General features: G+C 63.7%; 27 protein-coding genes and 1 pseudogene. 22 read left to right on the top strand and 6 right to left on the bottom strand.

Going from position 1 to position 24,739, the window contains the following annotated elements:
• Nucleotides 1-98: 98 nt before the first annotated feature.
• On the bottom strand, nucleotides 99-1,199 hold the full coding sequence (locus tag L901_RS04345) for a saccharopine dehydrogenase family protein (protein ID WP_059753820.1): 1,101 nt from the start codon (nucleotides 1,197-1,199) through the stop codon (nucleotides 99-101).
• Nucleotides 1,200-1,343: 144 nt separating this feature from the next.
• On the opposite strand from L901_RS04345, the gene L901_RS04340 reads away from it, so the two are divergent.
• Nucleotides 1,344-1,775 (top strand): Lrp/AsnC family transcriptional regulator, encoded by a 432-nt coding sequence (locus L901_RS04340; RefSeq protein WP_035262868.1) that lies wholly within the window; start codon nucleotides 1,344-1,346, stop codon nucleotides 1,773-1,775.
• A gap of 203 nt (nucleotides 1,776-1,978) precedes the next feature.
• On the opposite strand, the gene L901_RS04335 is transcribed toward L901_RS04340, so the two are convergent.
• On the bottom strand, nucleotides 1,979-2,347 hold the full coding sequence (locus L901_RS04335) for a helix-turn-helix domain-containing protein (RefSeq protein WP_003509204.1): 369 nt from the start codon (nucleotides 2,345-2,347) through the stop codon (nucleotides 1,979-1,981).
• A 142-nt stretch (nucleotides 2,348-2,489) separates the two neighbouring features.
• On the opposite strand from L901_RS04335, the gene L901_RS04330 reads away from it, so the two are divergent.
• On the top strand, nucleotides 2,490-3,329 hold the full coding sequence (locus L901_RS04330) for an SDR family oxidoreductase (protein ID WP_059753818.1): 840 nt from the start codon (nucleotides 2,490-2,492) through the stop codon (nucleotides 3,327-3,329).
• Nucleotides 3,330-3,352: 23 nt separating this feature from the next.
• On the opposite strand, the gene L901_RS04325 is transcribed toward L901_RS04330, so the two are convergent.
• Nucleotides 3,353-4,993, bottom strand: coding sequence for an alpha/beta-hydrolase family protein (locus tag L901_RS04325; protein WP_059753815.1), 1,641 nt, complete (start codon nucleotides 4,991-4,993; stop codon nucleotides 3,353-3,355).
• Nucleotides 4,994-5,555: 562 nt separating this feature from the next.
• On the opposite strand from L901_RS04325, the gene L901_RS04320 reads away from it, so the two are divergent.
• The 12 genes from L901_RS04320 (at nucleotide 5,556) to L901_RS04265 (ending at nucleotide 15,301) form a co-directional block, all read left to right on the top strand.
• Entirely contained in the window at nucleotides 5,556-6,533 is a 978-nt protein-coding gene (locus L901_RS04320) for an IS110 family transposase (protein WP_059753813.1), read from the top strand.
• A gap of 80 nt (nucleotides 6,534-6,613) precedes the next feature.
• The gene (locus tag L901_RS04315; RefSeq protein WP_031233364.1) at nucleotides 6,614-7,141 is read left to right on the top strand and encodes a hypothetical protein; all 528 of its coding nucleotides are present in this window, start codon (nucleotides 6,614-6,616) and stop codon (nucleotides 7,139-7,141) included.
• On the top strand, nucleotides 7,138-8,397 hold the full coding sequence (locus L901_RS04310; RefSeq protein ID WP_020808620.1) for a DNA-packaging protein: 1,260 nt from the start codon (nucleotides 7,138-7,140) through the stop codon (nucleotides 8,395-8,397). The genes L901_RS04315 and L901_RS04310 overlap by 4 nt, the downstream gene beginning before the upstream one ends.
• Before the next feature lie 568 nt (nucleotides 8,398-8,965).
• Nucleotides 8,966-9,604: a hypothetical protein gene (locus L901_RS04305; protein WP_020808621.1), complete on the top strand. Its 639-nt coding sequence runs from the start codon at nucleotides 8,966-8,968 to the stop codon at nucleotides 9,602-9,604.
• A gap of 58 nt (nucleotides 9,605-9,662) precedes the next feature.
• Nucleotides 9,663-9,971, top strand: a complete 309-nt coding sequence (locus tag L901_RS04300) for a Dabb family protein (RefSeq protein ID WP_003522330.1) — start codon at nucleotides 9,663-9,665, stop codon at nucleotides 9,969-9,971.
• Nucleotides 9,972-10,239: 268 nt separating this feature from the next.
• Nucleotides 10,240-11,406: a phage portal protein gene (locus tag L901_RS04295; RefSeq protein WP_003522331.1), complete on the top strand. Its 1,167-nt coding sequence runs from the start codon at nucleotides 10,240-10,242 to the stop codon at nucleotides 11,404-11,406.
• A gap of 195 nt (nucleotides 11,407-11,601) precedes the next feature.
• Nucleotides 11,602-11,922 carry a DUF6107 family protein gene (locus tag L901_RS04290; protein WP_020808622.1) on the top strand — a complete coding sequence of 107 codons (321 nt, stop codon included), beginning with the start codon at nucleotides 11,602-11,604 and terminating at the stop codon, nucleotides 11,920-11,922.
• 28 nt (nucleotides 11,923-11,950) lie between these two features.
• Nucleotides 11,951-12,523: an HK97 family phage prohead protease gene (locus L901_RS04285; RefSeq protein ID WP_020808623.1), complete on the top strand. Its 573-nt coding sequence runs from the start codon at nucleotides 11,951-11,953 to the stop codon at nucleotides 12,521-12,523.
• A gap of 30 nt (nucleotides 12,524-12,553) precedes the next feature.
• Nucleotides 12,554-13,822 carry a phage major capsid protein gene (locus tag L901_RS04280; protein WP_059753811.1) on the top strand — a complete coding sequence of 423 codons (1,269 nt, stop codon included), beginning with the start codon at nucleotides 12,554-12,556 and terminating at the stop codon, nucleotides 13,820-13,822.
• Between the two features lie 178 nt (nucleotides 13,823-14,000).
• Entirely contained in the window at nucleotides 14,001-14,570 is a 570-nt protein-coding gene (locus tag L901_RS04275; protein ID WP_059753808.1) for a head-tail connector protein, read from the top strand.
• A 3-nt stretch (nucleotides 14,571-14,573) separates the two neighbouring features.
• Nucleotides 14,574-14,909 carry a phage head closure protein gene (locus L901_RS04270; protein WP_003521215.1) on the top strand — a complete coding sequence of 112 codons (336 nt, stop codon included), beginning with the start codon at nucleotides 14,574-14,576 and terminating at the stop codon, nucleotides 14,907-14,909.
• Nucleotides 14,906-15,301, top strand: a complete 396-nt coding sequence (locus L901_RS04265; protein ID WP_059753806.1) for a DUF3168 domain-containing protein — start codon at nucleotides 14,906-14,908, stop codon at nucleotides 15,299-15,301. Before L901_RS04270 ends, L901_RS04265 begins: the two co-directional genes overlap by 4 nt.
• Nucleotides 15,302-15,308: 7 nt before the next feature.
• Here the strand turns inward: L901_RS04265 and L901_RS04260 are convergent, their stop codons facing one another.
• On the bottom strand, nucleotides 15,309-16,508 hold the full coding sequence (locus L901_RS04260) for an MFS transporter (protein ID WP_059753894.1): 1,200 nt from the start codon (nucleotides 16,506-16,508) through the stop codon (nucleotides 15,309-15,311).
• A 90-nt stretch (nucleotides 16,509-16,598) separates the two neighbouring features.
• Between L901_RS04260 and L901_RS04255 the strand changes: the two genes are divergently transcribed.
• The 3 genes from L901_RS04255 to L901_RS04245 are packed head-to-tail and all read left to right on the top strand — an operon-like array spanning nucleotide 16,599 to nucleotide 17,571.
• Nucleotides 16,599-17,006: a phage major tail protein, TP901-1 family gene (locus L901_RS04255; protein ID WP_059753803.1), complete on the top strand. Its 408-nt coding sequence runs from the start codon at nucleotides 16,599-16,601 to the stop codon at nucleotides 17,004-17,006.
• Nucleotides 17,006-17,365, top strand: a complete 360-nt coding sequence (locus tag L901_RS04250; protein ID WP_059753802.1) for a gene transfer agent family protein — start codon at nucleotides 17,006-17,008, stop codon at nucleotides 17,363-17,365. Before L901_RS04255 ends, L901_RS04250 begins: the two co-directional genes overlap by 1 nt.
• On the top strand, nucleotides 17,362-17,571 hold the full coding sequence (locus tag L901_RS04245) for a rcc01693 family protein (protein ID WP_059753799.1): 210 nt from the start codon (nucleotides 17,362-17,364) through the stop codon (nucleotides 17,569-17,571). Before L901_RS04250 ends, L901_RS04245 begins: the two co-directional genes overlap by 4 nt.
• Nucleotides 17,572-17,576: 5 nt before the next feature.
• Here the strand turns inward: L901_RS04245 and L901_RS04240 are convergent, their stop codons facing one another.
• Both L901_RS04240 and L901_RS04235 read right to left on the bottom strand, forming a co-directional pair.
• Complete coding sequence (locus L901_RS04240; RefSeq protein WP_059753797.1) at nucleotides 17,577-17,981, bottom strand: DUF2442 domain-containing protein; 405 nt, start codon at nucleotides 17,979-17,981, stop codon at nucleotides 17,577-17,579.
• On the bottom strand, nucleotides 17,974-18,201 hold the full coding sequence (locus tag L901_RS04235; RefSeq protein ID WP_031233366.1) for a DUF4160 domain-containing protein: 228 nt from the start codon (nucleotides 18,199-18,201) through the stop codon (nucleotides 17,974-17,976). Before L901_RS04235 ends, L901_RS04240 begins: the two co-directional genes overlap by 8 nt.
• A 112-nt stretch (nucleotides 18,202-18,313) precedes the next feature.
• On the opposite strand from L901_RS04235, the gene L901_RS04230 reads away from it, so the two are divergent.
• The 5 genes and pseudogenes from L901_RS04230 to L901_RS04210 all read left to right on the top strand — a co-directional run bounded on the left by L901_RS04230 (nucleotide 18,314) and on the right by L901_RS04210 (nucleotide 24,727).
• On the top strand, nucleotides 18,314-18,895 hold the full coding sequence (locus L901_RS04230) for a phage tail tape measure protein (RefSeq protein ID WP_059753795.1): 582 nt from the start codon (nucleotides 18,314-18,316) through the stop codon (nucleotides 18,893-18,895).
• Nucleotides 18,896-18,951: 56 nt separating this feature from the next.
• Nucleotides 18,952-19,590 (top strand): TIGR02217 family protein, encoded by a 639-nt coding sequence (locus tag L901_RS04225; protein ID WP_059753792.1) that lies wholly within the window; start codon nucleotides 18,952-18,954, stop codon nucleotides 19,588-19,590.
• Nucleotides 19,587-20,471, top strand: a complete 885-nt coding sequence (locus L901_RS04220) for a DUF2163 domain-containing protein (protein WP_059753790.1) — start codon at nucleotides 19,587-19,589, stop codon at nucleotides 20,469-20,471. Before L901_RS04225 ends, L901_RS04220 begins: the two co-directional genes overlap by 4 nt.
• Nucleotides 20,468-20,902, top strand: a complete 435-nt coding sequence (locus L901_RS04215; protein WP_059753787.1) for an NlpC/P60 family protein — start codon at nucleotides 20,468-20,470, stop codon at nucleotides 20,900-20,902. The genes L901_RS04220 and L901_RS04215 overlap by 4 nt, the downstream gene beginning before the upstream one ends.
• 16 nt (nucleotides 20,903-20,918) lie before the next feature.
• Nucleotides 20,919-24,727 (top strand): annotated as a pseudogene (locus L901_RS04210) (glycoside hydrolase TIM-barrel-like domain-containing protein).
• Nucleotides 24,728-24,739: the final 12 nt, after the last annotated feature.

The raw sequence follows: 24,739 nt of genomic DNA, 5'->3' as shown, positions 1-24,739 counted from the left end.
GGTGCGATCCATCGCTGGCGTTGCCCCCTCATCCGACCCTTCGGGCCACCTTCTCCCCGGCGGGGAGAAGAAACCGGCGGGGATGCTGTGCCTTTAAATCACCCAACCCGGGCCAGCGGTTCATGCGAACCGTAATAGCGCCCGAACCGGTTTTCGAGGAACTTCTGCAGGGCCACTTCCTCCTGTCGCACGAAGCCCTTCTGGGGCAGGGCGCCTTCGGCGAGCAGATCGAGAACCGTGCAGATGCCGGCGGCGGTGGTGATCTGGATGGCGCTCATCATCCGGCCGGAAACCGGGCCGGCATAGACCTTGTTGGCATAGGTTTCCTGCAGGAAACGGCCGTTGCGGGTGCCGCAGACGGTGACGAAGACGATGACCACATCCTGCATGGTGCCGGGCAGGGCGTTTTCGAACAGGTCCTTCAGCACATCGCGGCGATTGCGCAGGTTGAGGTCGTTCAGAAGCGCCTTCATGATCGTCACATGGCCGGGATAACGGATGGTGCGGTAATTCATCGTCCGCACCTTGCCTTCCAGCGTGGCGCAGAGCGTACCGAGGCCGCCCGAGGTGTTGAAGGCCTCATAGGTAACGCCGTCGAGCGAGAATTCCTCGCGTTCCTCCAGCGCCGGGACGGCGGTAAGGCGGCCCTCGACGATCGCTTCGCAGGGCTCGATATATTCGTTGATCAGCCCGTCCGTGCTCCAGGTGAGGTTGTAGTTGAGCGCATTGGACGGATATTGCGGCAGCGCGCCAACGCGCATGCGCACGCTGTCCAGCTTGTCGAACTTGGCGGCAAGATCGGCAGCGACGATGGAGATGAAGCCGGGCGCGAGGCCGCATTGCGGAATGAGCGCCGTCCCGGCCGTTTCTGCCAAGGCCTTGACCTTGCGGGTGGATTCGACGTCTTCGGTCAGATCGAGATAATGCGTGCCGACGGTAACGGCTGCCTCTGCAATACCCGCCGTCAGGTGGAACGGGGCGGCGGAAAGCACGGCGAATTTGCCTTTCAGCAGTGCTTCCAGAGCGGGACGGTCGGTAATGTCGACGATCTCGGTATCGACCCGTTCATGCGCCGGCACATTGGCCAGCTGATCGGCCGAACGGTCGGCGACGGTGATGCGATAATCGCCTGATGCGGCCAGCATCCAGGCGATGGCCGACCCGATATTGCCCGCGCCGATGACGACAATGTTTTTCATGTTTTTGTTCCCCGCAGTGAATGCAAATGTGTCAGCGCAGATGCGCTTCGAGAACAGAATGCCAGTTTTTATTGACGATTCGCAGCTTCACTATGTGCGGATAGCGGGTTAATATTAGGCAATAAGACGACAGGATTGGTCACTATGACGATTGCCGACAAGGACCGGGCGCTGCTCGCCCTGCTTTCCGAAAATGCCCGCATGCCGGTGGCGGAACTGGCGCGCAAACTCGGCCTTTCGCGCACCACGGTGCAGGCCCGCATCGAGCGGCTGGAGGCGGACGGCGTGATTGCGGGTTATGGCCTCAGGCTTTCGGAAAGTTATCTTTCCGGGCTGGTGCGCGCCCATGTGCTGATTACCATCGGGCCGAAGGCGCTGCCCGGTGTCACGGCGGCCCTTGCCGCCATCAAGGAGGTGACGACGCTGCATTCGGTGAGCGGCACCTTCGACCTCATCGCCATTCTGGCCGCGCCTTCGATCCTCGAGCTCGACCGGTTGATCGACCGCATCGGCGCGCTTGACGGCGTGGAGCGCACGCTGTCGTCGATCATTCTGTCGACGCGGATTTCGCGGTAGGAGCGTTTGAGGGCGTGCGGTGGGCGCAAAGGCCGGTGGGTGCGCGCGATACTCTCTTCTTCCCTCATCCCTGTGCTTGTCACAGGGATCCAGCCAGCCCAAGTCCTTGGGTTGAGGGGAGTCTTTCCGCCGCGCAGACGCGCGTCGGCTGGATTCCTGTGACAAGCACAGGAATGAGGGAGGTGAAAGACGGTGTTCTTACCTTAAACCACCGCCCGCTCATCATAAGCCCTCTGCGCCGCCATCACCGCGTCGATATTCCCCTCCGCCCAATGGGCAAGCGCCGCCACCGTGTCGGTCAGCGTCCGCCCCAGCGGCGTCAGCGAATATTCGACCGTCACCGGCACGGTCGGGAACACCTGCCTCGAAATCAGCCCGTCGCGCTCGAGCTTCTTCAGCGTTTGAGACAGGACTTTCTGCGAAATGCCCTTGATCTCCCGGCGCAGCAGGTTGAAGCGCACCGCCTCCACCCGCAACCGGTCGAGGATCAGCAGCGCCCATTTGTCGGCAATCCTGTCCAGCACCATGCGGGTGGGGCAGCGGTCTTCATAGACGTCATAGATACGTTCCATGGGTTTGTTCCGTCGTTTCACGGCCATGCCGGTTTCCGAAAGGAAACCAGCTAACCGAAAAGTGCTCTCTTTTCATGATTTCGCAAACGCAGTACCTGTGTTTTCGAAACATGGTTTCCATTAGATACTACGGAGATTTGAGATGACAGGCAAGATACTCGTAATCGGTTCCACCGGCACCATCGGCACGCCGCTGGTGAAAGAGCTGCTTTCCAGGGGCGAAAGCGTGAAGGCCGCCTCGCGCAGCGGCAAGGCCACAGGCGGCGCGGAAGGCGTGCGTTTCGATTATACCGACGCATCGACCTATGCGGATGCCTTCGACGGCGTTGACCGTCTGTTCCTCATCCTGGCGGGCGGGCGTCTGGATGCCATCGACGCGCTGACGCCTGTGGTCGAGGAGGCGGCGCGCCGCAAGGTGAAGATCGTGTTCCTCAGCGTCCTCGGCGTCGATGCCGATGATTCCATTCCCTATCGCCAGATCGAGCTGAAGATGATCGCTTCGGGCACGCCCTACGTCATCCTGCGCCCCAACTGGTTTGCCGATAATTTCCACAGCTATTGGAAGGCGGGCATCGACCACGGCCAGATCGCCGTGCCGGCCGGCGAGGGCAAGTCTAGCTTCATCGACGTGCGCGACATCGCCGACAGCGCTGCCGCAGCCCTGACCTCTGATGCCTTTAACGGCAAGGCTTTCAACCTGACGGGTCCGAAAGCCCTAGGTTACGGCGAAGCGGCCGCACTGATATCGCAGGCGATCGGCAAGCCGGTGTCCTACGCTGCCGTTTCGGATGAGGTCTTCATCGGCATCCTCACCGGTGCGGGCGTGCCGCAGGATTACGCCTCGTTCCTCGCCTCGATCTTCTATCCCGTGCGCGAAGGCTGGACAGCGGTGGTGACCGGCGATGTCGAGACGCTGACCGGCCATGCGCCGCGTTCACTGGAGACCTATATCGCCGACAATCTGGACCGGCTGAAGGGCTGAGGCTCAAAGCGAGCCCGCTGCGCTCACGCCGGATCGGTCGAGCCGCGGCGGGCCTTGAAGAACATCTTCAGCCGCTGGATATCCTCCGCATTCCAGCCCTGCGGCTCGGTTACTTCCGTCCATGCATCGATATAATGTTCCGGCGCATAGACATGGCCATAACCGATGGGCGCGGTGGTGGCTGCGGCGACATCGAGACCGAGCTGCAGCAGGGTCACCACCGGGAACCAGCGGAAGGATGTGGAAACGTCAGGCCCGTGATGCGCCATCCATTGCGGCCGCCGGTAAAGCGAGGCGGCCTCGAAGAAGGTGATCGGGTCGCTGGCATATTGCAGATAGACGATCCGCATCGGCCCCCATTCCGCATCGGGCATATGCGCGGTGGTATATTGGTTGGCGAAGCGGATGACGGAGGAATCGCGGAAGCGCGGCAGCCATTCCGGCGTGCCCTTCACCCGGCCATTGGTGGCCATGCGCCATGTCGGGCTGGAAAAGGGCGGTCCGCTCCACAGCGCACCCTGGAACGGGTCGGAGAGCACATCGTAGAGATCCGAGGATTTCTGCGAGTTGAGCGAACCGAGGCTCAGGCCATGCAGGTAAAGCTTCGGCCGCGTTTCCTTCGGCAGCGTGGTCCAGTAGCCATAGACGGCCTCGAACAAAGCGCGTGCCGTCTCGACACCGTAATCCGGCTCCGTCAGCAGCGCGATCCAGCTCGAGAGATAGGAATATTGCACGGCGACGCTGGCGATATCACCGTCATGCAGATATTCGACCGTATCCAGCGCTTCCGGGTCGATCCAGCCGGTGCCGGTGGGAATGACCACCAGAAGCACCTTGCGCTCGAAACCGCCGACCCGTTTCAGCTCCTCCAGCGCTAAGGCCGCTCTTTCTTCCGGCGTCGACGCCGAGTTGAGGCCCGCATAGACCCTGAGCGGCTCCTTTGCCGGGCGATGGGTGAAGGCGGATATCTCCGCGCCCGCCGGACCCTCTGCGACGAATTCACGCCCGCGTCGTCCGAGCGATTCCCATGTCATCAGCGAGGCGCTGCTGCCGGTCTTGAGCGCGTCTGACGGGCGCGGCACATCCGGTTCGATCAGAGCATCTACCTGTTTCAGCGAGGAATCGGCAAATCTGAGGCCGATATCGAAGATCAGCCCATTGAGCAGCATCCATGAGAGGATGATCGCCACCGCGATACCGAGCACATTGGCAAGGCGGCGGGGCAGGAAATGACGGCTGCGCGCAGCGAAGAACCGGCGGATAAGCTGGAACAGCCGGCCGGCGCCGATGAGGATGGCGGCGACCAGCACGGCAAGGCCGCCGGTCTTGGTGGGGTGGGCGCTGGGCAGCGGATCGAGCTCCATCAAAACGCGGATGGAATTCTGCCAGTCCTTCGCCTGCCATAAAAACGCGATGGCGGTGATGGCGGCGGCAAGTGCGATGAGAAAACGAATGCCGCGCGCATTGTGGCGCGAGGGTTCGGGCAGTTCCAGATAGGCCCAGATGGCGTGCAAAGCGACACCGATCAGATAACCGATGGCGAAGGAAAAGCCGCACAGCACCCCCTGCATCAACCAGGTGCGCGGCAGGAGCGAGGGCGTGAGCGAAGCGCAGAACAGAATAGTGCCGAAGACGATGCCGGTTGCCGAAAGACCCGCAAACAACCGCTCAACCCATTGTTTCACCAACTTGACTCGCCCCTTGTACTCACCGCCTGGTGCTGAGTGTAATATGTGACGGACGAGGGTGCAAATCCTGCGGGCAGGATAAAAATCACAATTATAGGAAAATAATCCTTTACAGCGTGACGGTGGTTTGATAGTGTTTGGCTACGGTCGGAGATTTGCGGCTGAACGGCAATGGGTTCTCCTTTGGATTGCCCGTGGCGCTTTCTTCACCACCTCATTCCTGTGCTTGTCACAGGAATCCAGCCAGCCCAAGTCCTTGGGCTGAAAGAAAGTCCCTCCGTCGCGCAGACGCGCGCCGACTGGATTCCTGTGACAAGCACAGGAATTGTCTGTCGGAATTATGCTTTATTGTTCGGGACGTTGGATGACCTCCGAGGCGGCCACCCCGGAGGTCATGCGATTGTACGCCCGAACAGGAATGGGTCTTATCGACCGGCCTCATCCTGGGCTGCAGCCGCACCAGCTTCGCATCGCTTGTTGACTTGAATGGGCTGGCTTGCGCCGCGCCCGCAGACAATGCCAAGCATGGAGCCCCATCATGAACCCGAACACTGTACAAATCCAGTCTGCCTCCATCCAGTTCGCCTTGGGATGTGACGTCTCCAAAGCAACCGTCACACTCTTCGACAGCAGCAACGGAAGGACCGTTACCGTCGAAAACACCGCAGTTGCACTCAAGGCCACCCTGAAGCCTTATGCCAGACGTATCGATACACTCGCCATCTGCGAGGCAACCGGCGGGTACGAGGACGCCCTGCTTGGGGTTCTCGAAGACCTTGCCATCCCCGCCCACCGCGCAGACGCCGCGAGGGTCAAAGCTTTCATCCGCGTCTGTGGCGCCAAAGCCAAGACAGACCCCATCGATGCGCGCCATATCGCCGAATATGGCCTGTCGCGAGCACATTCCCTCCCACGCTGGCGGCCGAGCCAGCCGCACGAAGCAAAGATGAAACTGCTCGTCTTGCGTCGTAGCGATCTCGTCTCCATGCGCGTGCAGGAGGAAAACCGCCTGAAGGCACCGCGCAATAAGCCGATCGCAGGCGAGATTGCCGGCCACATTGCCGAAATCAAACGCCGTATCGAGGCGATCGACAAACAGATCGAGACGATCGTCGCTCACAACAAGCGCATGAAAGATCGAAAAGCAATCCTGCAGACCGTGCCTGGCATCGGCAGGGTGATCGCACCCGTGCTGCTGGCAATCATGCCGGAACTCGGCCTCATCGATCGCAAGCAGGCAGCAAGTCTGGCTGGATGTGCGCCCCATGCGCGCGACAGCGGCGCACACAAAGGCCGCCGCTTTGCCACAGGTGGACGACGACAATTGCGACCGCTGCTCTTCACCGCTGCCATGGCCGCAAGCCAAAGCAACAGCCATCTTGCCACAACATACAGACGCCTGCTCAGTGCTGGGAAGTCAAAGCTCACAGCCCTCGGCGCGATTATGCGACACATCGTCGTGATCGCAAACGCCAAGCTCAAAGAGTATGAAAACATCCAAACAAGACTGACTTGATGAGGGTGAGTGAGGTGCATGCAAATGTGCCTTGTTCCCACGCTCCTCTTTATTTGTTCTTTCTCTCGCAGGCCAATCCCATGACAATGTCCAGCAATTGCGATCCGACGCTCTACGGCGTCTGGCCGGAAACGCCCGCCTATGCGGCTGAGGACGCGCTTGAAGCCGCACCGGAGACGAAGTCTCGGGCCGACAGGCTGGCTGCCGAAGATGCGGCGCGCAACAGCAGCCTGCGGCAATTGCTGAACGAACTGACGGAGGAGATGCGCGAGCAGTTCTGCCTGTACCGCAATCTCCGTCAGGCGAGCGAAGCGGCCTTTCTGGCGACGGCGGAGGACGCTTCGGGCAAGCTGGCGCGTGCCGATGTGAAGGCTGCGACGGACCAGCTTTCGCTGATCGTCCGCACGCTGGAGCGGATCGACGCCCTGCAACGGGTGCTGGCGGAAGAGAGGGAAGCTCTTTTCGGCGAAGACGAAACCGAGGCCGGGGACTACGAAGCGGCGGTGGCGCATTTCCTCAACCGCATAGACGAACTGGCTGAACAGAAATGCCGCGCGAAGATGGAGGCCGATCCCGCCCGCAGCCCATCCGCAGAAGCCGACACATGACGGATATGCCGACCGAACCCCATCTGCCGGCGCAGGTCTTCAACCTCCTGCGCGATTGGCGTTTCATCGGCAACCTGCCGCAGCAGCCGCCGGAGGGCGACTGGCGGACATGGCTGCTGATCGGCGGGCGCGGTTCCGGCAAGACGCGGGCCGGGGCGGAATGGGTGCATCATATCGCCTCTGCTGGCAAGCAGTCGGATTTGCGCATCGCGCTCGTGGCCGAAACGCTGGGTGACGCCCGCGAGGTGATGATAGACGGCATTTCCGGCATCTGCCGCATCGCCCGCCGCCATCGCCCCGCCTTCGAGGTGTCGCGCCGACGGCTCCTCTGGCCGAATGGCGCGATGGCGCAGGTGTTTTCTTCGGAAGACCCGGAAAGCCTGCGCGGCCCGCAATTCCACATGGCCTGGGCGGATGAGCTGGGCAAATGGAAATATCCGCAGGAAACCTGGGACATGCTGCAATTCGGCCTGCGTCTGGGTGAAATGCCCCGGCAACTTGTTACCACCACGCCACGGCCCATTCCGCTTTTAAAGGCGCTTCTCGCCGATCCCACAACACGGGTGGCGCGGATGCCGACGGCCATGAATGCGCGCAATCTCTCTCCCGGTTTTCTCAAAGCCATGCAGGACCGCTATGGCGGCACCCGGCTGGGGCGTCAGGAAATCGGCGGTGAATTGATCGACGAGCGCGAGGGCGCGCTGTGGAAACGCGCCGATCTGGAAGCGATCATCGAAGCCGTGCATGAGCCGCTCACGCGGATCGTGGTGGCGGTAGACCCGCCCGCCGGCGTCGGTGAACATTCCTGCTGCGGCATCGTCGTGGCGGGGCTCGGCATGTCCGGGCGTCTTAACGTGCTTGCGGATTGTTCCGTGGAGGGCGAAACGCCGGCCGGCTGGGCCCGCGCCGTGGTCGCCGCCTTTCGTCGCCACGAGGCGGACCGGGTGGTGGCGGAGGTCAATCAGGGCGGCGAGATGGTGCGCGCCATGCTGCAGAGCATCGACGCCAACCTGCCGCTGACGCTGGTGCGGGCCAGTCGCGGCAAATTCACCCGCGCCGAGCCGGTTGCCGCACTCTACGAGCAGGGCAGGGTGCGACATGCCGCACGGTTTGAAAAGCTGGAAGACCAGATGACGGATTTCGGGCCGGATGGTCTTTCGTCGGGACGCTCGCCGGACAGGCTGGATGCGCTCGTCTGGGCGATCACGGCGTTGACGACGATGGTGGTGAGTGAACCGAAAGTGCGGGGGATGTGAGCTGGCTGATTATTGGCTCCCGCGAAGGAGAGCCAATTACCGGTCAGCGGATGCCCCCGGTTTCTTCTCCCCGAGCGGGGAGAAGGTGGCGCGCAGCGCCGGATGAGGGGGCCACGGTCAAGATGTGTTGAGAGAGTAGAGATATGCGGAGAACTTGCCCCCTCATCTGACCCTTCGGGCCATCTTCTCCCCAGCGGGGAGAAGAAAAGTGAGGCACCGTCAACGCCCGAAATCGGGCGTCTGGTAGATATTATTTCTTCGGGGATTGCGCCGGTTTCGGCTGGGAGCCGGTTTCACGCATCTGGCGCCACTCGTTTTCGAGACGGTCATAAACGGTCTGGGGGATTGTCGCTGTCATGGTGGCATTCCTCCTTGAATGGTTAACGCTGCGGGATTGCGCGGTGAATGGAGTTAGCGCGCTAAGGTTCCGGAATTCAAGGAATTTTTTACCCCAAAACCCCGGGGCGCGGATTAAAATCGATTAAGGTTTTTTCAAATCGATTTAGTTCCGGCGGCCTGCATGTGGAAAAACCGGGCGTCGTATCGCCCATCATTTTCAGGAGCCATCATGGCCTATGACGAGGCGCGATTCTTCGCGTCGGCGCGGATTTCCATTTTCGGCGGTCGCCTGCGCGCGGCCCAGCTTGCCGGCACGAAAACGATGCTGGCAGGATTTGAAAAGTCGATGCCGGGCGGCGATCCGCGCTGGCTCGCCTATATGCTGGCGACGGCCTTTCACGAGACGGCGGCGACAATGCAGCCGGTGCGCGAGACATTGGCGGCAAGCGATACCGAGGCGATGGCAAGGCTCGACCGCGCCTTTGCGGCGGGCAGGCTGCCGATGGTGCGCAAGCCCTATTGGCGGCCGGACACGGAGGGTAAGAGCTGGCTGGGGCGCGGCTTCGTGCAGTTGACGCATCGGCGCAATTACGAGGCCATGATGGCGCTGACTGGCGTCGATCTCCTGGAACGGCCCGAGCGCGCCATGGAGGCGGAGGTGGCCACCGCGATCCTGATCCACGGCATGGCGGGCGGCGGTTTTACCGGCCGCAGGCTCTCCGATTTCTTCAGCGACAGGCGTGAGGATTGGGACGGCGCCCGTGCCATCATCAATGGCAGCGACCGGGCGCGGCTGGTGGGCGGTTACGGGCGCGCATTTCATCACGCGCTTGTCGCGGCGCGGATTGAACCCGGGCGGGCCAGATGATAACCCGTTACCCGGTGCCGAAAAGGCTGCCTCCGAATTCTGCATGACAGGTGACACCGTGATCCGCCATATCGTCTTTTTCACCGTTCCCGAGGAAAACCGCGACGCCGTGCGCAGGGGGCTTTCCGGCCTCACCGCGATACCGCATTCGCTGAAGCTGGAAATCGGCGAGAACGTGAAGAAGGACCAATGGGGCAATTCGGTCGATTTCATCGTCTATGGCGAGTTCGAAAACGAGGCGGCACTCGCCGCTTACAAGGCCGACCCCGCTTATGATCTTTCGACCCGCACGGTAAAGCCGCTGCGCGAAACCCGCGTCGCCGCCGATTTCGACAGCGATACGGCGGTGAAAGCGCCGATCCGGTAGACGTCAGGTTTCACCGAGGTCGGCGCGAAATATTGCCGCTGTGCGGACAGGGTGCCTCACGCGCGACGTCATCCTTGGGCTTGTCCCAAGGATCTGATCACGTCCAATAAAATCGAGACGTTGCAGATGCTCGGGACAGGCCCGAGCATGACGAAAGAGAGCTTTCAGGACTCGTCAGAAATTTCAGGGTCTACCCTGTCGGTGAAAACCCCACGCGGGCGACGCCGCAGGACTCGACGCCGCGCGCCATCAAAACAAGGACAACTCCATGCGATTTCCCTTTTCCCTGCCGTGGCTGCGCCCGGCGGATGGCAGAGCCGTGCCTGAAAGCCGGAAAATGGCCGATGGCTTCATGGCGGTTGCCGTGCAGGGCGGGCAGGCTTTCTGGTCGGGCCGGTCCTATGCCGCACTTGCCCGCGAGGGCTTCATGAAAAACCCGGTCGCGCACCGGGCCGCTCGCATGGTGGCGGAGACCTCGGCTTCCGTCAGCTGGCTGCTTTATGATGGCGAAGAGGAGCTCGCCGATCACCCGCTGCTGGCGCTGCTTTTAAAACCGGGCGCCCATATGGGCGGGCCGGATTTCTTCGAGGCGCTTTATGGCCACCTCATGCTCGCCGGAAATGCCTATATCGAGCCGCTGACGGTGGGCGGGCGGCTGCGCGAGCTGCATCTGCTGCGGCCAGACAGGGTCAGCATCGTCGAAGGGCCGGATGGCTGGCCGGTGGCCTATGATTACCGCGCCGAGGGCCGCGCCTCCCGGCGCATCGCCGCCGAGCGCGACGGGCTGGGGCTGCTGCATCTGAAACTTTTCCATCCGCTGGATGACCGGGCGGGTTTTGCGCCGCTCGCCTCCGCAGGGGCCGCGCTCGATCTGCACAATGCCGCAAGCCAGTGGAACAAGCGCCTGCTCGACAATTCCGCCCGGCCATCCGGCGCGCTGGTCTACCAGCCGAAGGAGGGCGGCAATCTCTCCACCGAACAATATGAGCGGCTGAAGCGCGAGTTGGAGGAAGGCTATCAGGGCGCGATGAATGCCGGCCGGCCTTTGCTGCTGGAAGGCGGGCTGGACTGGAAGGCCATGGGTCTTTCGCCGCGCGACATGGATTTTCTCGAGGCCCGCAACGGGGCGGCGCGCGATATCGCGCTTTCGCTCGGCGTGCCGCCGATGCTGATCGGCATTCCCGGCGACAATACCTATGCCAATTACCAGGAGGCGAACCGCGCCTTTTATCGTCTCACCGTCCTGCCGCTCGTTTATCGCACGGCGGCGAGGCTCTGCGGCTGGCTTTCTCCGGTCTTCGGCTCTGGGCTGAGGCTCGAACCCGATCTCGACCGGATTGCCGGGCTTGCCGGCGAGCGGGATGCGCTCTGGGCACGCATCGGCGCGGCCTCGTTCCTGAGCGACGAGGAAAAGCGTGAGGCCGTCGGTTATTGATCGCCGCCCCGGCGGGATCGAAACCCCGGTGTCCCGTTCAATCATTTTCTGAAGAGGTGGACTCTCTTTGTGAGCTCTTCCGCCCAAGCGATTCCGAAGATTCGCAAAATCACCCGGCGCAGGCGCGCAAAAAACGCCTGCGTGCGACGCGGCGCGTCCGCCCGATAACCACATCCTAGAACGGAATGATTACCCATGTCTGAATTCGCCAATGAGGCCGGCATCTGGGCCGCCCGCATCACCGGCGCCGTGGCGGGCGCGGGTGTGTCGCTCGTTTATCTCCTGCCGAAAAGCAAACGCGAGGCCGCGAGCCGTTTCATCACCGGCGTTTCCTGCGGCATGATCTTCGGCGGGCCTATCGGCCTGTGGATCGTGCAGCAGCTCGATATCGCCGGCGCGCTTTCGGGCCGGGAAATCATGGTGGCGGGTTCCGCCGCCGCCAGCATGGGCGCGTGGTGGGGGTTGGGCGTGCTGGTGCGCATCGCCGACCGTTACGGTGCGCGCCCGCGCGCCTGACACTTCCTTCACATCGCAGGAGTTTTCCATGCACGTTTATCGCGGGCCGCGTCCCGCCACGCGCAAATTCGCCAATCTGGAACTGCGCGGCATTGCCAGCGACGGCACCTTTTCCGGTTATGCCAGCGTTTTCGGCGAGGTCGATCTCGGTCAGGATGTCATCGAGCGCGGCGCTTTCCGCCGCTCCATCGAGGAGCGGGGCGCAGCCGGCATCCGCATGCTCTACCAGCACGATCCGGCCGAGCCCATCGGCGCCTGGCGCACCATCCGCGAGGACGAGCGCGGCCTTTATGTCGAGGGCGTTCTCGCCCCCGGCGTCGCCCGCTCCCGCGAGGTGCATTCACTGATGAAGACCGGGGCGCTGGACGGGCTGTCCATCGGATTCCGAACGGTGCGTTCCGGCAAGGCGGCGAGCCACGGCGTCCGGCGCATCCTGGAGGCCGACCTCTGGGAAATCTCGGTCGTGACCTTCCCGATGCTGCCCTCGGCGCGCGTTTCCGACGTCAAGCATGCTCGCTTCTTCCGCGACCGCGAGACCGAGCTGGTGCGCACCATGCGCCGCGCCGCCCGCGCGCTGTTCGACACGACACCCAAACGCTGACTTCCGGACAATCACCAACAAGGAAACGACATGACAGACCAGATGACGAAACCGGCCCTGATGACCGTCGCGCCGCAGGTAAAGGCCGTGCCCGATACGGTGACGGCGGCCTTCGATGAGTTCATGGAAGCCTTCGAGGCCTTTCGCGAGACCAACGACCAGCGGCTTGCCGACATCGAGCGCAAGATGGGCGCGGATGTCGTGACCCGCGACAAGCTCGACCGTATCGACAGGGCGCTCGACGACAACCGCCGGATCATGGACGATCTGGCGCTGAAAAAGGCGCGTCCCGCGCTTGGCCGCAAGGATGCGCTTTCCCACGATGCCGAAGAGCACAAGGCTGCTTTCGAAGCCTATATCCGTCGCGGCGAGGAGGGGGCGCTACGCGATCTGGAGGCCAAGGCCTTTGCCGGTTCGACCGGGGCCGATGGCGGTTTTCTGCTGCCGAACGAGACGGATGGAGAGATCGGCCGGCGCATGACGGCGATTTCGCCGATCCGCGCGCTGGCGACCGTCCGGCAGGTTTCCGCCGCCGTGCTGAAGAAACCCTTCTCGCCCGGCGGGATGACGACCGGCTGGGTTTCTGAGACGGCGGCGCGTCCGCAAACGGCAACGCCGCAGCTCGCCGAGCTTTCCTTCCCGACCATGGAGCTTTACGCCATGCCGGCCGCGACTCAAGGGTTGCTGGATGATGCGGCAGTCGATATCGAAGCCTGGATCGCTTCCGAAGTGGACATTGCTTTCGCCGAACAGGAGGCTGCCGCCTTCATCGCCGGCGATGGCGTCAACAAACCCAGGGGTTTCCTCTCCTATGCCGCCATCGCCAATGATGGCTGGAGCTGGGGCAATATCGGTTATGTCGCGACCGGCGTTTCGGCCGGTTTCGCCTCGGCCGGGCCGATGGATGTGCTGCTCGATGTCGTTTATGCGCTGAAGGCCGGCCACCGCCAGAACGGAACCTTCCTGATGAACCGCAAGACGCAAGGGGCGCTGCGACGCTTCAAGGATACCAGCGGCGCCTATCTGTGGCACCCGCCCGCCGCTGCCGGCCAGCCCGCCTCGCTGATGGGCTTTCCGGTGACGGAGGCGGAGGATATGCCGAATGTGGCGGCCAACAGCTTCGCCATCGCCTTTGGCGATTTCCGCGCCGGCTATCTCGTCGTCGACCGTACCGGGGTGCGCATCCTGCGCGATCCCTATTCGGCCAAACCCTATGTGCTGTTCTACACCACCAAACGCGTGGGCGGCGGCGTGCAGAATTTCGAGGCGATCAAGCTGGTGAAATTCGGGGTGAATTGACCGCCCTTTCTTCTCCCCGCCGGGGAGAAGATGCCCCGAAGGGGCAGATGAGGGGGCAAGCTCTCTGAACACATCTACCCTTGCCCCCTCATCCCGCTGCCGCGGACTTCTCCCCCTCGGGGAGAAGAAACAAGCGGTGCCCGCTCGCCAATGCGACTACCTTTCTTCCGGAGACCCCATGACCTATGCCCTCATTCATCCGCCGCAGGCGGAGCCGCTGACGCTTGCCGAGGTGAAGGCGCATCTGCGTCTCGATAGCGGCGATGAGGACGCGCTTCTTGCCGCGCTCATCCGCACCGCCCGCGAGCATCTGGAACGCACGACCGGACTTTGCCTCATCCGTCAGAACTGGCGGCTTTATCTCGACCGGTGGCCTGAGAGCGGCGTGATTCCGATTGGCAGGACACCGGTGCAAGCCATCGAAACGATTCTGGTTTTTGACGGTGAGGGGCGCTCGGTAGATATCGCCGCCGGGGAAAAATTGCTCGATGGCGCGGCGCGTCCGGCAAGGCTGTGGCTGCGCGATCCGCCGGCACCCGGACGGGCGATGAACGGCATCGAGATCGATTTCATTGCCGGCTACGGTGAAGCGGGAACGGATGTGCCCGACACGCTGAAACGCGCCATGCTGATGCATGTGGCGCAGATGTTCGCCTTTCGCGGTGCTCTCGCCCCGGAAAACCAGCCCGCCGCCATTCCCGCCGGTTACGAGCGGCTGGTGGCGCCTTTCTGCCGTCTGGGGCTTTGAGACATGAACCTTGTTTTTCTCGATCCCGGCAGGTTGACGGCGCGGCTGGAACTGGACGTGCGGACCGAAACGCCGGACGGGCAGGGCGGTGCTGCGGAAAGCTGGAATTTCCTGCGGTCGCTCTGGGCTGCGATCGAACCCGTTTCGGAGGCGTCGCATGAACGGGCCTCGGCCGAGGGCGTGACGATTACCCATCGCGTCTGGTTGGCTTACCGCGGCGACATCGCCGCCGGCATGCGCTTTCGCAAGGGCCGCCGCATTCTGGCGATCCGGGCGGTGATGGACCCGGATGAGACGCGTCGCTTCATCGTCTGCCGCTGCGAGGAGGAAAGTCGATGAGCGCCGCAAATCTGCTTCTGCAGGCAATTTTCGCAAGGCTCGGCAGCGATGCGGCGCTGACGGCGCTTATCCCCGGCGGCATCGTCGACCGGCTTCTGCCGCGCGCGGTTCTGCCGTGCATCGTTATCGATGATCTTGAAAGCCGGGACTATTCGACGGCGACGGAAAAGGCCGAGGAGCATTTTCTGTCGCTGCAGATATGGAGCGACGCCAATGGCCGCAGGGGTGCCGGCGAAATCGTCGACCGGGTGAAAATCCTGCTCCATGATGCGGCGCTGCCGATTGCCGGCGTTTCTCTCGTCAATCTGCATCTTCTTTCCAGCCGCTCGCGGCGCGAGGCGAAGACACGGAATTTCATCGCGGAGATGCGTTTCAGGGCGGTGACGGAGTAACGCCGTTTCAGGAACCCTGCCTGCGCACGGTTTTCCACAGAACGATCAGCAGCAGAAACGAAATGCCGATCAGCACGGAGGCGATGGTGAGCATGGCGGATACGCCGCCGCGATCCAGCGCCAGGGTGAAGATGACCGGCGCCACGGCAATGGCGAGGTTCTGCGGCAGGGAGATGCGCGCGGCCTGAAGCCCATATTCTTCCGGGGAAAACACAGCCAGCGGCAACACGGCACGGCTGACGGTGAGCACGCCGGCGCCAAAGCCGAAGAAAACGATGAAACCGATGAAGGCAGGCATGGCCGGAGCAAAAACGAGCAACAGCAGCAGGGAGAAGAGCAGCAGACAGAAGCCGATCATGGCTGTGAGGAAGGGATTTCCGTGCTTCCCGAGCAGAAAATCCAGCCCGCGCGCCGTAATCGCAAGGACGCTGCGTGCCGATGCCAGTTGCACCGCAAGCGATTGCGTTGCGCCGGCCTGAACCAGAAGCAGTGGCAGGAGCGGTGACAGGCCGAAGGTCGTAAACGCGCTGATCGTCGTCATGGCGGCCAGCAGCACGAAGGCGCGCCGCGTATCGACCGGTGAGGGCGACATCGCCGTCTCTTCTTTCGGCTTTGCCTCTTTTCGGGCCGGACGGCCGGGAAGCACGAAAAGATAGAGCGGCAGAAGGATGAAAATTTGCAGACAGGCATAGGCGGCAAGCGTGCCGCGCCAGCCGAGATGCTGATCGGCAATGGTGGTGACCGGCAGGAAAACCGCCGCCGAAAGCCCGGTAAACAGCATCAGCAGCGTCAAAAGCCGGCCGCTTTCCGCGCCCACGCGTTCCACTACAGCCGCATGGGCCGCCGTCGTCAGGCCGCAGGTGGCGGCAAAACCCATCACGGCCCAGCCGAAGAGATAGCTCATCGTCCCGCCCGCGAGGGCGAGCACGGCAAAGCCGGCCGCGAAGAATACCGAACCGGCCGCCAGCACGGGCGTCGCGCCGTGGCGCATCAGCATTCTTCCAAGCAGCGGGCCGCACAGGGCGCTGATGGTCATCATGATCGTGAGGCCGGCGAAAACCACGCCGTTGGTGATGGCCAGCTCCTGGCCGATCCGTGGCCCGAGGACGGCCAGCATATCGAAACCGCTACCCCAGCTCACGATCTGCCCGACCGCAAGCACGCCGATAAGGCGCGCGCGAGACGTCAGGGGGGCAGCGTCGGACATGGTGAGATCGCGGGGTGCGAGGTGCAGGAACGCTTTTGGTAGCAGGCCCATCGCGACCCCGCAACAGCAATCGAGACGAAAGGAAACAACATGGTGGCGCAGAAGGGCAAGGACCTGCTGCTGAAGATCGACAATGCCGGTTCCTACGCAACCGTTGCGGGGCTGAGGACAAAACGGCTGGCCTTCAATGCGCAGGCCGTCGATGTGACGGATGCCGAAAGCGCGGGGCGCTGGCGGGAGCTTCTTGCCGGCGCCGGCGTGCAGCGGGCATCGCTCACGGCCTCCGGCATCTTCAAGGATCAGGCGAGCGATGCGCTGGTGCGCGGCGCATTTTTCTCCGGGACCATTCCCGGCTGGCAGATCGTCATTCCCGGTTTCGGCATCGTTACCGGGCCGTTCCAGATCGTGGCGCTCGAATATTCCGGCCGCCACGATGGCGAGGTGCAATTCGAGATCGCGCTGGAATCGGCCGGTCTTCTCACATTCGGAGCGCTGTGATGGCTGAGCGTTTGCGTTACGGGCGGGCGAACCGCCATCGCGGCGAGATCGAAGCGCTGATCGACGGCGAAAGGCGCGTTCTCTGCCTGACGCTCGGGGCCTTGGCCGAACTCGAAACCGCCTTTGCAGCCGACGACCTCACAGCGCTCGCCGAACGTTTTGCGAGCGGCCGCATGAAGGCGGTCGACATGATAAGGGTGATCGGCGCGGGCCTGCGCGGCGCGGGCAATGTCTTTTCCGACGAGGATGTGGCCGCCGCCACGGTGGAAGGCGGCATTGCCGGCCACGCCGCCATCGTCGCCGACCTTCTGACCGCCACCTTCGGCGGCCTGAAAGGCGAGACGCCGCCGGACCCTTGAGCGCCGCAGCAGGCGAAGCGACGCCGCGCCCGTTCCCCTGGGAGGCAGCGATCCATGCCGGCTTCTGCCTGCTGCGGCTCTCCTCCGAAACCTTCTGGCGGCTGACCCCGCGGGAATTCTTCGCGATGACGGGCGGCAACGCCGTCCCCCGCGGTCCGGATCGTCAGGCGATGGAGGCGATGATGCGGCGGTTTCCCGACAGATAATGGCGTCAGGGCATTTTTCGTGGACGGCCGCCCTTGGCACCGTTCGCGCGACTGGCTGCCGTCTTGGCCGGAGAGCGGGATTGCCCGCCCTTGCGCTGCGCTTCCATGAATGTGCGGCTGCCGAAAATACCGTTCATCAGGCCGCTGATCGTATAGTCGACATCGAGGGTTTCCCAATGCAGACCCGTCTCGCCGAGCAGTTCGACATCCGCAAGCTGTTCGGCGGTCGCCTCCTGCAAGCCTTCGAGCGCTCGCGCGGGAAACATGAAGCAGGCGCCGTTGGCGAAATCGACGATGACACGAGCCGAGGCCGTTTCGAAACGCACGGAAACCGGAATGGGGCGCTCGGCGCGCTCTTTTTGCCAGCGTTCCTTGGCGGCGGCGAGTTCGGCATCGCTGACCTCAACCATGATATCGTCTCCAGGTTTCCATAAACAGCTTCCGGTTTTCCTCGATGACGGCGACGGCGCGCCGCACATCCCGGTCTGACATGCCGCCCTGTGTGAGAACGACGAGGCTGACGATGTCGATACGGGCTTCACCCTCTCCATAGACATGGGCATGCGGCGGCTCGTGATCGGCCGTGTAGATGACAAAACGCATGCCATGCTGGCGGAGAACCGTGACCATGAGAACCATAACCCAAGAAGTTGGGTTTTAAAAGAGTGTGGGTTGGAACAGCGGTTTTTGAAAGCTGTTTCAGCACCATGCATTCCCCAGTTGAATCAGAAAGGCAAGCGCGATGGCGGGCGAAGGATCGATGGCGGAGAACCGGGAAGAGGCGGAGGCGCTGTCCGAGGTGATGGGCGATCTCGAACGCCGGTCCGAGCGGTTCGGTGCGGCCCTGACCTCGGCCCTGCAGGCGGCGACGGCGGGCGGCAGGGGGCTGGACGATGTGTTGCGCGGGTTGGGGCAGCGGCTGTCCGGCATCGCGCTTTCGGCCGGTCTGAAACCGCTGGAGGGCATGATCGGCAATGCCGTCAGCGGGCTTTTGAACGGCGGCGGTTCGCTGTTCGCTTTTGCCGATGGCGGTGTGCCGGGACGCAGCATCACGCCCTTTGCCGATGGCGGCATAGTTTCCAGCCCCGCCTTTTTCCCGATGGGCGGCGGGCTTGGCCTGATGGGCGAGGCGGGGGCGGAAGCGATCCTGCCGCTGAAGCGCGGTTCGGATGGCGCTCTCGGCGTTGCCGCGCCGTCGGGCGGAGGCGGGGCGCAGATCGTTTTTAACGTGACGGCGACGGATGCTGCGAGCTTTCGGAAAAGCGAAGGTCAGATCGCCGCCATGCTGGCACGCAGCGTCGGGCGCGGCCAGCGCGGATTGTGACGCACGCGCGTCCTCCCACGTTTCAAGACCATCGAAAAGAATCCAGGAACAACGACATGGCGGCATTTCATGAAGTGCGGTTTCCGCTGCGGCTCGCACTCGGCGTCAGCGGCGGGCCGGTGCGGCGGACGGATATCGTCAACCTGTCCAATGGCCGCGAAAGCCGCAACCAGCGCTGGAGGAACGCCAGACGTAGCTATGACGCCGGATCCGGTATCCGCTCCGTCGCCGATCTTTATGAGGTGCTCGCCTTTTTCGAGGCGCGGCGCGGCGAACTTTACGGCTTTCGTTTTCGCGACCCGGTGGATTTCAAATCCTGCCCACCGGGGGAGACGCCCGCCGCGACCGATCAGAGGATCGGCACTGGCGACGGGATGACGGCCCGTTTTCAGTTGCTGAAGACCTATGCCGATGCGGGCGGCGCGTTCTCCCGGCGGATCGAGAAACCGGTCGAAGGCTCGATCATGGTTTCGGTCGAGGGGGTGAAGGTCGAAGCGGCTGATGTGGCGGTCGATCATGTAACCGGCATGATCGTGTTCCGTGCGGGGCGGGTGCCGCCCGCCGGCGCCGCGATCCGCGCCGGTTTCGAATTCGACGTGCCGGTCCGCTTTGGGATCGACCGTATCGACGTGAACCTGACTGCTTTCGAGGCGGGCCGCATTCCCTCCATTCCACTGATGGAAATCCTGCCATGAAAACCATTCCCACCGCCCTTGCCGGGCATCTCGGGCAAGATGCGACGACCACATGCCATTGCTGGAAGGTGACACTGAAGGACGGTGCGGTGATCGGTTTTACCGATCATGACGAGACGATATCGTTTGCCGGCACGTCCTACCTTGCCGCCAGCGGCTTTTCGGCCAGCGATAGCGACGGCGAAACGGGGCTGGGTGCAGGCGCCGGGGAGGTGGCCGGCGGTTTTTCGAGCGAGGCGATTGCGGAGGGCGATCTGGCCGCCGGGCGTTTCGATGGGGCGAGGGTGGAGCTTTTCCTCGTCAACTGGCAGGCGCCTGACCAGCATGTGCTGCTGAACAGGCGCGAGATTGGCGAGGTGACGCGGGCAGGCGGGGCGTTTCGCGCCGAGCTGCGCAGCCTTGCGCATCGCCTCGGCCAGCCGCAGGGCAGGGTCTATGGGCGGCGCTGCGACGCCGCCCTTGGCGACAGGCGTTGCGGTGTCGATCTGGCCCGCTTTACCGGGCATGGCAGCGTCGCGGCGGTGGACGCCTCGGGCGGCCTGATCGTCTCCGGGCTCGATGCCTTTGCCGATGGTTTTTTCAGCCGGGGAAAGCTGCGTTTTCTGACCGGTCCGCTCGCCGGCAAGGGGTTCGATCTCGACGGGCAGGAGCGGCGTGACGGCGGGATGCTTCTGTCCTTCTGGCTGCCGCCGGAACAGACGCCTTCGCCGGGAGATACGTTTTCCGTCACCGCCGGCTGCGACAAGAGTTTTTCCACCTGCCGGGCAAAATTCGCCAATCATCTGAATTTCCGGGGCTTTCCGCATCTGCCAGGGGCGGATTTCGCCTATTCCTATGCGGCGGGCGGCGAGAGCCATGACGGCGGGGCGCTGTTTTCATGAGCGATACCGGCGAAAGAGTGCTGGCGCTCGCCGAAAGCTGGATCGGCACGCCCTATCGGCATCAGGCCTCTTTGAAGAGTGTCGGCTGCGATTGCCTCGGCCTCATTCGTGGCATCTGGCGGGACCTTTACGGCCACGAACCGGAATTGCCGCCACCCTATGCGCCCGATTGGGCCGAACGCGGCGGCGAGGACCGGCTGATGGCGGCGGCAAAACGCCATTTTCCGGCGGTGGCGGGCATGGAAGAGGCAAGGCCGGGGGACCTGCTGCTATTCCGCTGGCGGGCCGATGCGGCGGCCAAGCATCTGGGCATTCTGGCCGGTCCGCAGCATTTCATCCACGCCTATGAACAGGCGGCGGTGGTGCGTTCGGCGCTGGTGCCGGGCTGGCGGCGGCGCATTGCCGGCGTCTTCCGTTTTCCCGATCCCTGAATTTTTCGAGGCAAGCATGGCGACAATCGTTTTTCAGGCGGCGGGCGCGGCACTCGGCGGCATTTTCGGTCCTTTGGGCGCAGTAATCGGCCGGGCGGCCGGGGCGCTGGCGGGCAATGCCATCGACCGCACGCTGCTTTCGAACGGGCGGACGGTAACGGGCGCGCGGCTCTCGACGGCGCGCATTCCGGGGGCGGATGAGGGAGCGGCGATCAACCGGCTTTACGGCGCAGCACGGATCGGCGGCACGCTGATCTGGGCGACGCGTTTCGAAGAAAGCGTGGAGGTGGAGCGGCGTGGCGGCAAGGGCAATCGCGGCCCGAAGGTCGAAACCTTTCGGTATTTTGCCAACATCGCCATCGGTCTTTGCGAAGGCGAGGCGGCAAGGGTGCGGCGCGTCTGGGCCGATGGGCGGGAGCTGGACCTGAGTGCCGTGGAGATGCGCTTTTATCCCGGCAGCGAGACGCAATTGCCCGATCCCCTGATCGAGGCGAAGCAGGGGGCGGGTAATGCGCCGGCCTTTCGCGGACTGGCCTATGTGGTGTTCGAACGCCTGCCGCTCGACGGCTTCGGCAACCGCATTCCGCTCATGCAGTTCGAAGTGGTGCGGCTGGTCGGCCGGCTGGAAAAATCCATCCGCGCCATCACCGTCATTCCGGGGGCAACGGAGCACGGTTACGCCACCGCGCAGGTTTCCGAAAGGACGGGGATCGGCCAAAGCCGCATCATGAACCGCAACGGCCTGACCGCTTCGACCGACTGGGGTGCTGCGATCGACGAGTTGCTGGATCTGTGCCCCAATCTTGAGAGCGTGGCGCTGGTGGTGAGTTGGTTCGGCACGGATATGCGGGCGGGGGAATGCCGCATTCTGCCGGGCGTGGAAGTGGCCGGCCGGGATGGGGAAACCACGCGATGGTCCGTCGCCGGCCTTTCGCGGGATGAGGCACATCCTGTCAGCCATCATGGCGGCGGCCCGGCCTATGGCGGCACGCCGAACGACGAGAGCGTGTTGCAGGCGATAGCCGATCTCAGGGCGCGGGGCCTTCGGGTGTGCCTTTACCCCTTCGTGATGATGGATGTTCCCATCGGCAATGGTCTGCCGGACCCCTATGGCAAAAGCGAGCAGGACGCCTATGCATGGCGCGGACGCATCACCTGCTTCCCGCACCCGGCAGGGCCGGCTCTGCGGATCGCAGCGCGGGTGCACGGGCGCAGGTTTCCGCCTTCTGCAACCGTGACGAAGGCTATCGCCGCATGGTGCTGCACTATGCGGCGCTGGCGGCCCGGGCGGCCCAGGTGGGGGGAGTGGATGCTTTCCTGATCGGCTCGGAGCTGCGCGGGCTGACCGCGCTCAGGGACCAGAACGACGCCTTTCCCTTTGTCGGGGAATTGCTGCGGCTGGCGGGCGATGTGCGGGCGATATTGGGGCCGGCGGTGAAGCTCACCTATGCGGCGGACTGGAGCGAATATTTTGGTCACCAGCCGGCGGACGGTTCGGGCGACGTGTTCTTCCATCTCGATCCGCTCTGGGCGAGCCCGAATATCGACGCCATCGGCATCGACAACTACATGCCGCTTTCCGACTGGCGTGACGGGGATGCCGCAAACGGCAATCCGGACGGCATGACCGGCCCGGACGATGTGAGCGCCTTCCGCCGCGCCATGACGGCGGGAGAGGGTTTCGACTGGTATTATGCCAGCGATGCGGACCGCGCCGCGCGCACGCGCACGCCGATTACCGACGGGCTGAAGGGCAAGCCGTGGGTGTTCCGTTACAAGGACTTGCGCAACTGGTGGGGAAACCTTCACTACGACCGGGTGCGGGGTGTGGAGAAAACAACGCCGACGGCATGGGCGCCGCGCTCGAAGCCCATCTGGTTCACCGAATTCGGCTGCCCGGCGGTGGACAAGAGTGCGACGCGCCCCAATGTCTTTCCCGATCCGAAATCGGCGGAAAACGCCTTTCCCTATTTTTCCCGCCGCAACCGCGCCGACAGCCAGCAGCGACGGTTTCTGGAGGCGCATCTCGACCATTGGGGAAAGGGCGATGCGGCGATGGTCGATGCAAACCGGGTCTATCTGTGGACCTGGGATGCACGGCCTTTCCCTGCCTTTCCGCAGAATGGCGCGGCTTGGAGCGATGGCGGCAACTGGCGCACCGGCCACTGGCTGAACGGGAGGCTGGGCACGGCAACGCTCGCCGATGCCATCGCCGCCATCCTCACCGATCACGGCTTTTCAGACTTCGACGTTTCCGCCGTCAGCGGCGATCTGGGAGGTTATGTGCAGGGCGACGTGACCTCGGCCCGCAACCTCTTGGAGCCGCTGATGGCGGCGTTTCAGGTGGATGTGACGGAAGATGGCGGAACCCTGCGCTTCCGCTCCCGCAACACGGCGGTCTTGCCGGTCCGGGATATTGCCGTGCTGGCCGATCTGGAAGACGAGCCGCTCTGGTCGGAAAATCGCGGCCATGACAGCGATTTCGCCGCTGAAGCCGTGCTGACGTCTTTCAACCCGGCGCTGGATTACGAGCAGGCAAGTGTACGGTCCCGCCGCATCGACAATGCCGGCAGCCGGTTGATGCGGCTCGATCTCAACGCTGCCCTGCCTGCGGAAACGGCGGAAGCCGCCGTCGAGGCGTTGTTGCGCGACAACCGGCAGGCGCGGCGCAGCCTGCGCTTTGCTCTGCCGCCTTGCGATATCGCGCTTGAACCGGGTGATTGTATCCGCCTGCCGGAAGGGACCTTTCCGCAGGCGCCGGCAGGGCGGTTTCTGGTCAGCCGGATCGAGGACGGTACGGTGCGGCAGGTGGAGGCGCGGGCCTTTTCCGCTGCCTTTCCGGTCTTTGTCGGCAGCGCGGAGGAACGGCGCAGCAGCGGCGCAAGCGGAGCCGAAGGTTTCGCGCCCGAGGTGCTGTTTCTCGATCTGCCCTACCATGACGGCACTGCGCCGGAGGATTCGGCGCGGATTGCGGCGCTTGCAAAGCCCTGGCGGCCAATCATCATTTCCGCGTCGCCGGGCAGGGAAGGTTACCGGCAGCGCGTGCTGCTGGACCGTCCGGCGATGATCGGCGCGCTGGCAATGCCGCTGACATCGGGCCCTTCCGGCCGCTTCGACCGCAAAAACACCGTTGTCGTCGATCTGCCCTTCGGCGAGGTATCGTCGGCCGGGGAGCTTTCGGTGCTGAACGGCGAGAACCGTCTCGCCGTCAGGGCGGCGAGCGGTGTGTGGGAAATCGTCGCCTTCGCAAAGGCCGAGGAAATCGCACCCGCACGCTGGCGGCTCTCCTCTCTCCTGCGGGGGCTCGCCGGCACGGAAGACGCGCTCGCCGCAGGCGCGCCGAAAGGTGCTCCGGTGGTGGTTCTGGATGCGGCGGTACAGCCGCTCGGTCTTGCTGCGAGCGAGCGCGGGCGACGCCTGAACTGGATCGCGGAAGCCGCCGGAGTGGCGGGCGTGCCGAGCGGTCCTTTTGCCTTCGAGGGCGGCCTGCGGGCGCTGACACCGCTTGCGCCGGTGCATCTTGCCGCCGAGCGGCGCGGCGACGGCGTTTTCATCAGGTGGAAACGCCGGGGCCGGGTGGAGGCCGATGGCTGGGATGCGAGCGACATCCCGCTGGACGAGCCCTTCGAGCTTTATCGCATCGAGGTGCTGGACGGCGAGACCGTACGGCGCATGGCGGAGGTTTCACAACCCTTCTGGTTTTACCCCGCCGCGGACGAACTCACAGATTTCCCGGCATTGCGGGATCACATTTCCGTGCGTGTCCGAATGTTCGGCCGCGCGGTGCCCTCGGGCGCGGTGGCTGAGGCCACCCTCCCGATCTGACATGTGCCTGAA

The sequence above is a fragment of the Agrobacterium sp. D14 genome (assembly GCF_001526505.1).
GTDB lineage: Bacteria > Pseudomonadota > Alphaproteobacteria > Rhizobiales > Rhizobiaceae > Agrobacterium > Agrobacterium leguminum.
The sequence above is the reverse complement of the archived record's forward strand: the minus strand, read 5'-3'. Positions and strand labels throughout refer to the sequence as shown.

Coding starts and splice junctions, on each gene's coding strand:
- L901_RS04345 (WP_059753820.1), bottom strand. CDS start 1,199: ATGAAAAACATTGTCGTCATCGGCGCGGGCAATATCGGGTCGGCCATC.
- L901_RS04260 (WP_059753894.1), bottom strand. CDS start 16,508: ATGTCCGACGCTGCCCCCCTGACGTCTCGCGCGCGCCTTATCGGCGTG.
- L901_RS04275 (WP_059753808.1), top strand. CDS start 14,001: ATGACCTATGCCCTCATTCATCCGCCGCAGGCGGAGCCGCTGACGCTT.
- L901_RS04225 (WP_059753792.1), top strand. CDS start 18,952: ATGGCGGCATTTCATGAAGTGCGGTTTCCGCTGCGGCTCGCACTCGGC.
- L901_RS04315 (WP_031233364.1), top strand. CDS start 6,614: ATGACAATGTCCAGCAATTGCGATCCGACGCTCTACGGCGTCTGGCCG.
- L901_RS04335 (WP_003509204.1), bottom strand. CDS start 2,347: ATGGAACGTATCTATGACGTCTATGAAGACCGCTGCCCCACCCGCATG.
- L901_RS04310 (WP_020808620.1), top strand. CDS start 7,138: ATGACGGATATGCCGACCGAACCCCATCTGCCGGCGCAGGTCTTCAAC.
- L901_RS04320 (WP_059753813.1), top strand. CDS start 5,556: ATGAACCCGAACACTGTACAAATCCAGTCTGCCTCCATCCAGTTCGCC.
- L901_RS04330 (WP_059753818.1), top strand. CDS start 2,490: ATGACAGGCAAGATACTCGTAATCGGTTCCACCGGCACCATCGGCACG.
- L901_RS04340 (WP_035262868.1), top strand. CDS start 1,344: ATGACGATTGCCGACAAGGACCGGGCGCTGCTCGCCCTGCTTTCCGAA.
- L901_RS04235 (WP_031233366.1), bottom strand. CDS start 18,201: ATGGTCACGGTTCTCCGCCAGCATGGCATGCGTTTTGTCATCTACACG.
- L901_RS04255 (WP_059753803.1), top strand. CDS start 16,599: ATGGTGGCGCAGAAGGGCAAGGACCTGCTGCTGAAGATCGACAATGCC.
- L901_RS04290 (WP_020808622.1), top strand. CDS start 11,602: ATGTCTGAATTCGCCAATGAGGCCGGCATCTGGGCCGCCCGCATCACC.
- L901_RS04270 (WP_003521215.1), top strand. CDS start 14,574: ATGAACCTTGTTTTTCTCGATCCCGGCAGGTTGACGGCGCGGCTGGAA.
- L901_RS04230 (WP_059753795.1), top strand. CDS start 18,314: ATGGCGGGCGAAGGATCGATGGCGGAGAACCGGGAAGAGGCGGAGGCG.
- L901_RS04285 (WP_020808623.1), top strand. CDS start 11,951: ATGCACGTTTATCGCGGGCCGCGTCCCGCCACGCGCAAATTCGCCAAT.
- L901_RS04280 (WP_059753811.1), top strand. CDS start 12,554: ATGACAGACCAGATGACGAAACCGGCCCTGATGACCGTCGCGCCGCAG.
- L901_RS04240 (WP_059753797.1), bottom strand. CDS start 17,981: ATGGTTGAGGTCAGCGATGCCGAACTCGCCGCCGCCAAGGAACGCTGG.
- L901_RS04215 (WP_059753787.1), top strand. CDS start 20,468: ATGAGCGATACCGGCGAAAGAGTGCTGGCGCTCGCCGAAAGCTGGATC.
- L901_RS04295 (WP_003522331.1), top strand. CDS start 10,240: ATGCGATTTCCCTTTTCCCTGCCGTGGCTGCGCCCGGCGGATGGCAGA.
- L901_RS04220 (WP_059753790.1), top strand. CDS start 19,587: ATGAAAACCATTCCCACCGCCCTTGCCGGGCATCTCGGGCAAGATGCG.
- L901_RS04305 (WP_020808621.1), top strand. CDS start 8,966: ATGGCCTATGACGAGGCGCGATTCTTCGCGTCGGCGCGGATTTCCATT.
- L901_RS04250 (WP_059753802.1), top strand. CDS start 17,006: ATGGCTGAGCGTTTGCGTTACGGGCGGGCGAACCGCCATCGCGGCGAG.
- L901_RS04265 (WP_059753806.1), top strand. CDS start 14,906: ATGAGCGCCGCAAATCTGCTTCTGCAGGCAATTTTCGCAAGGCTCGGC.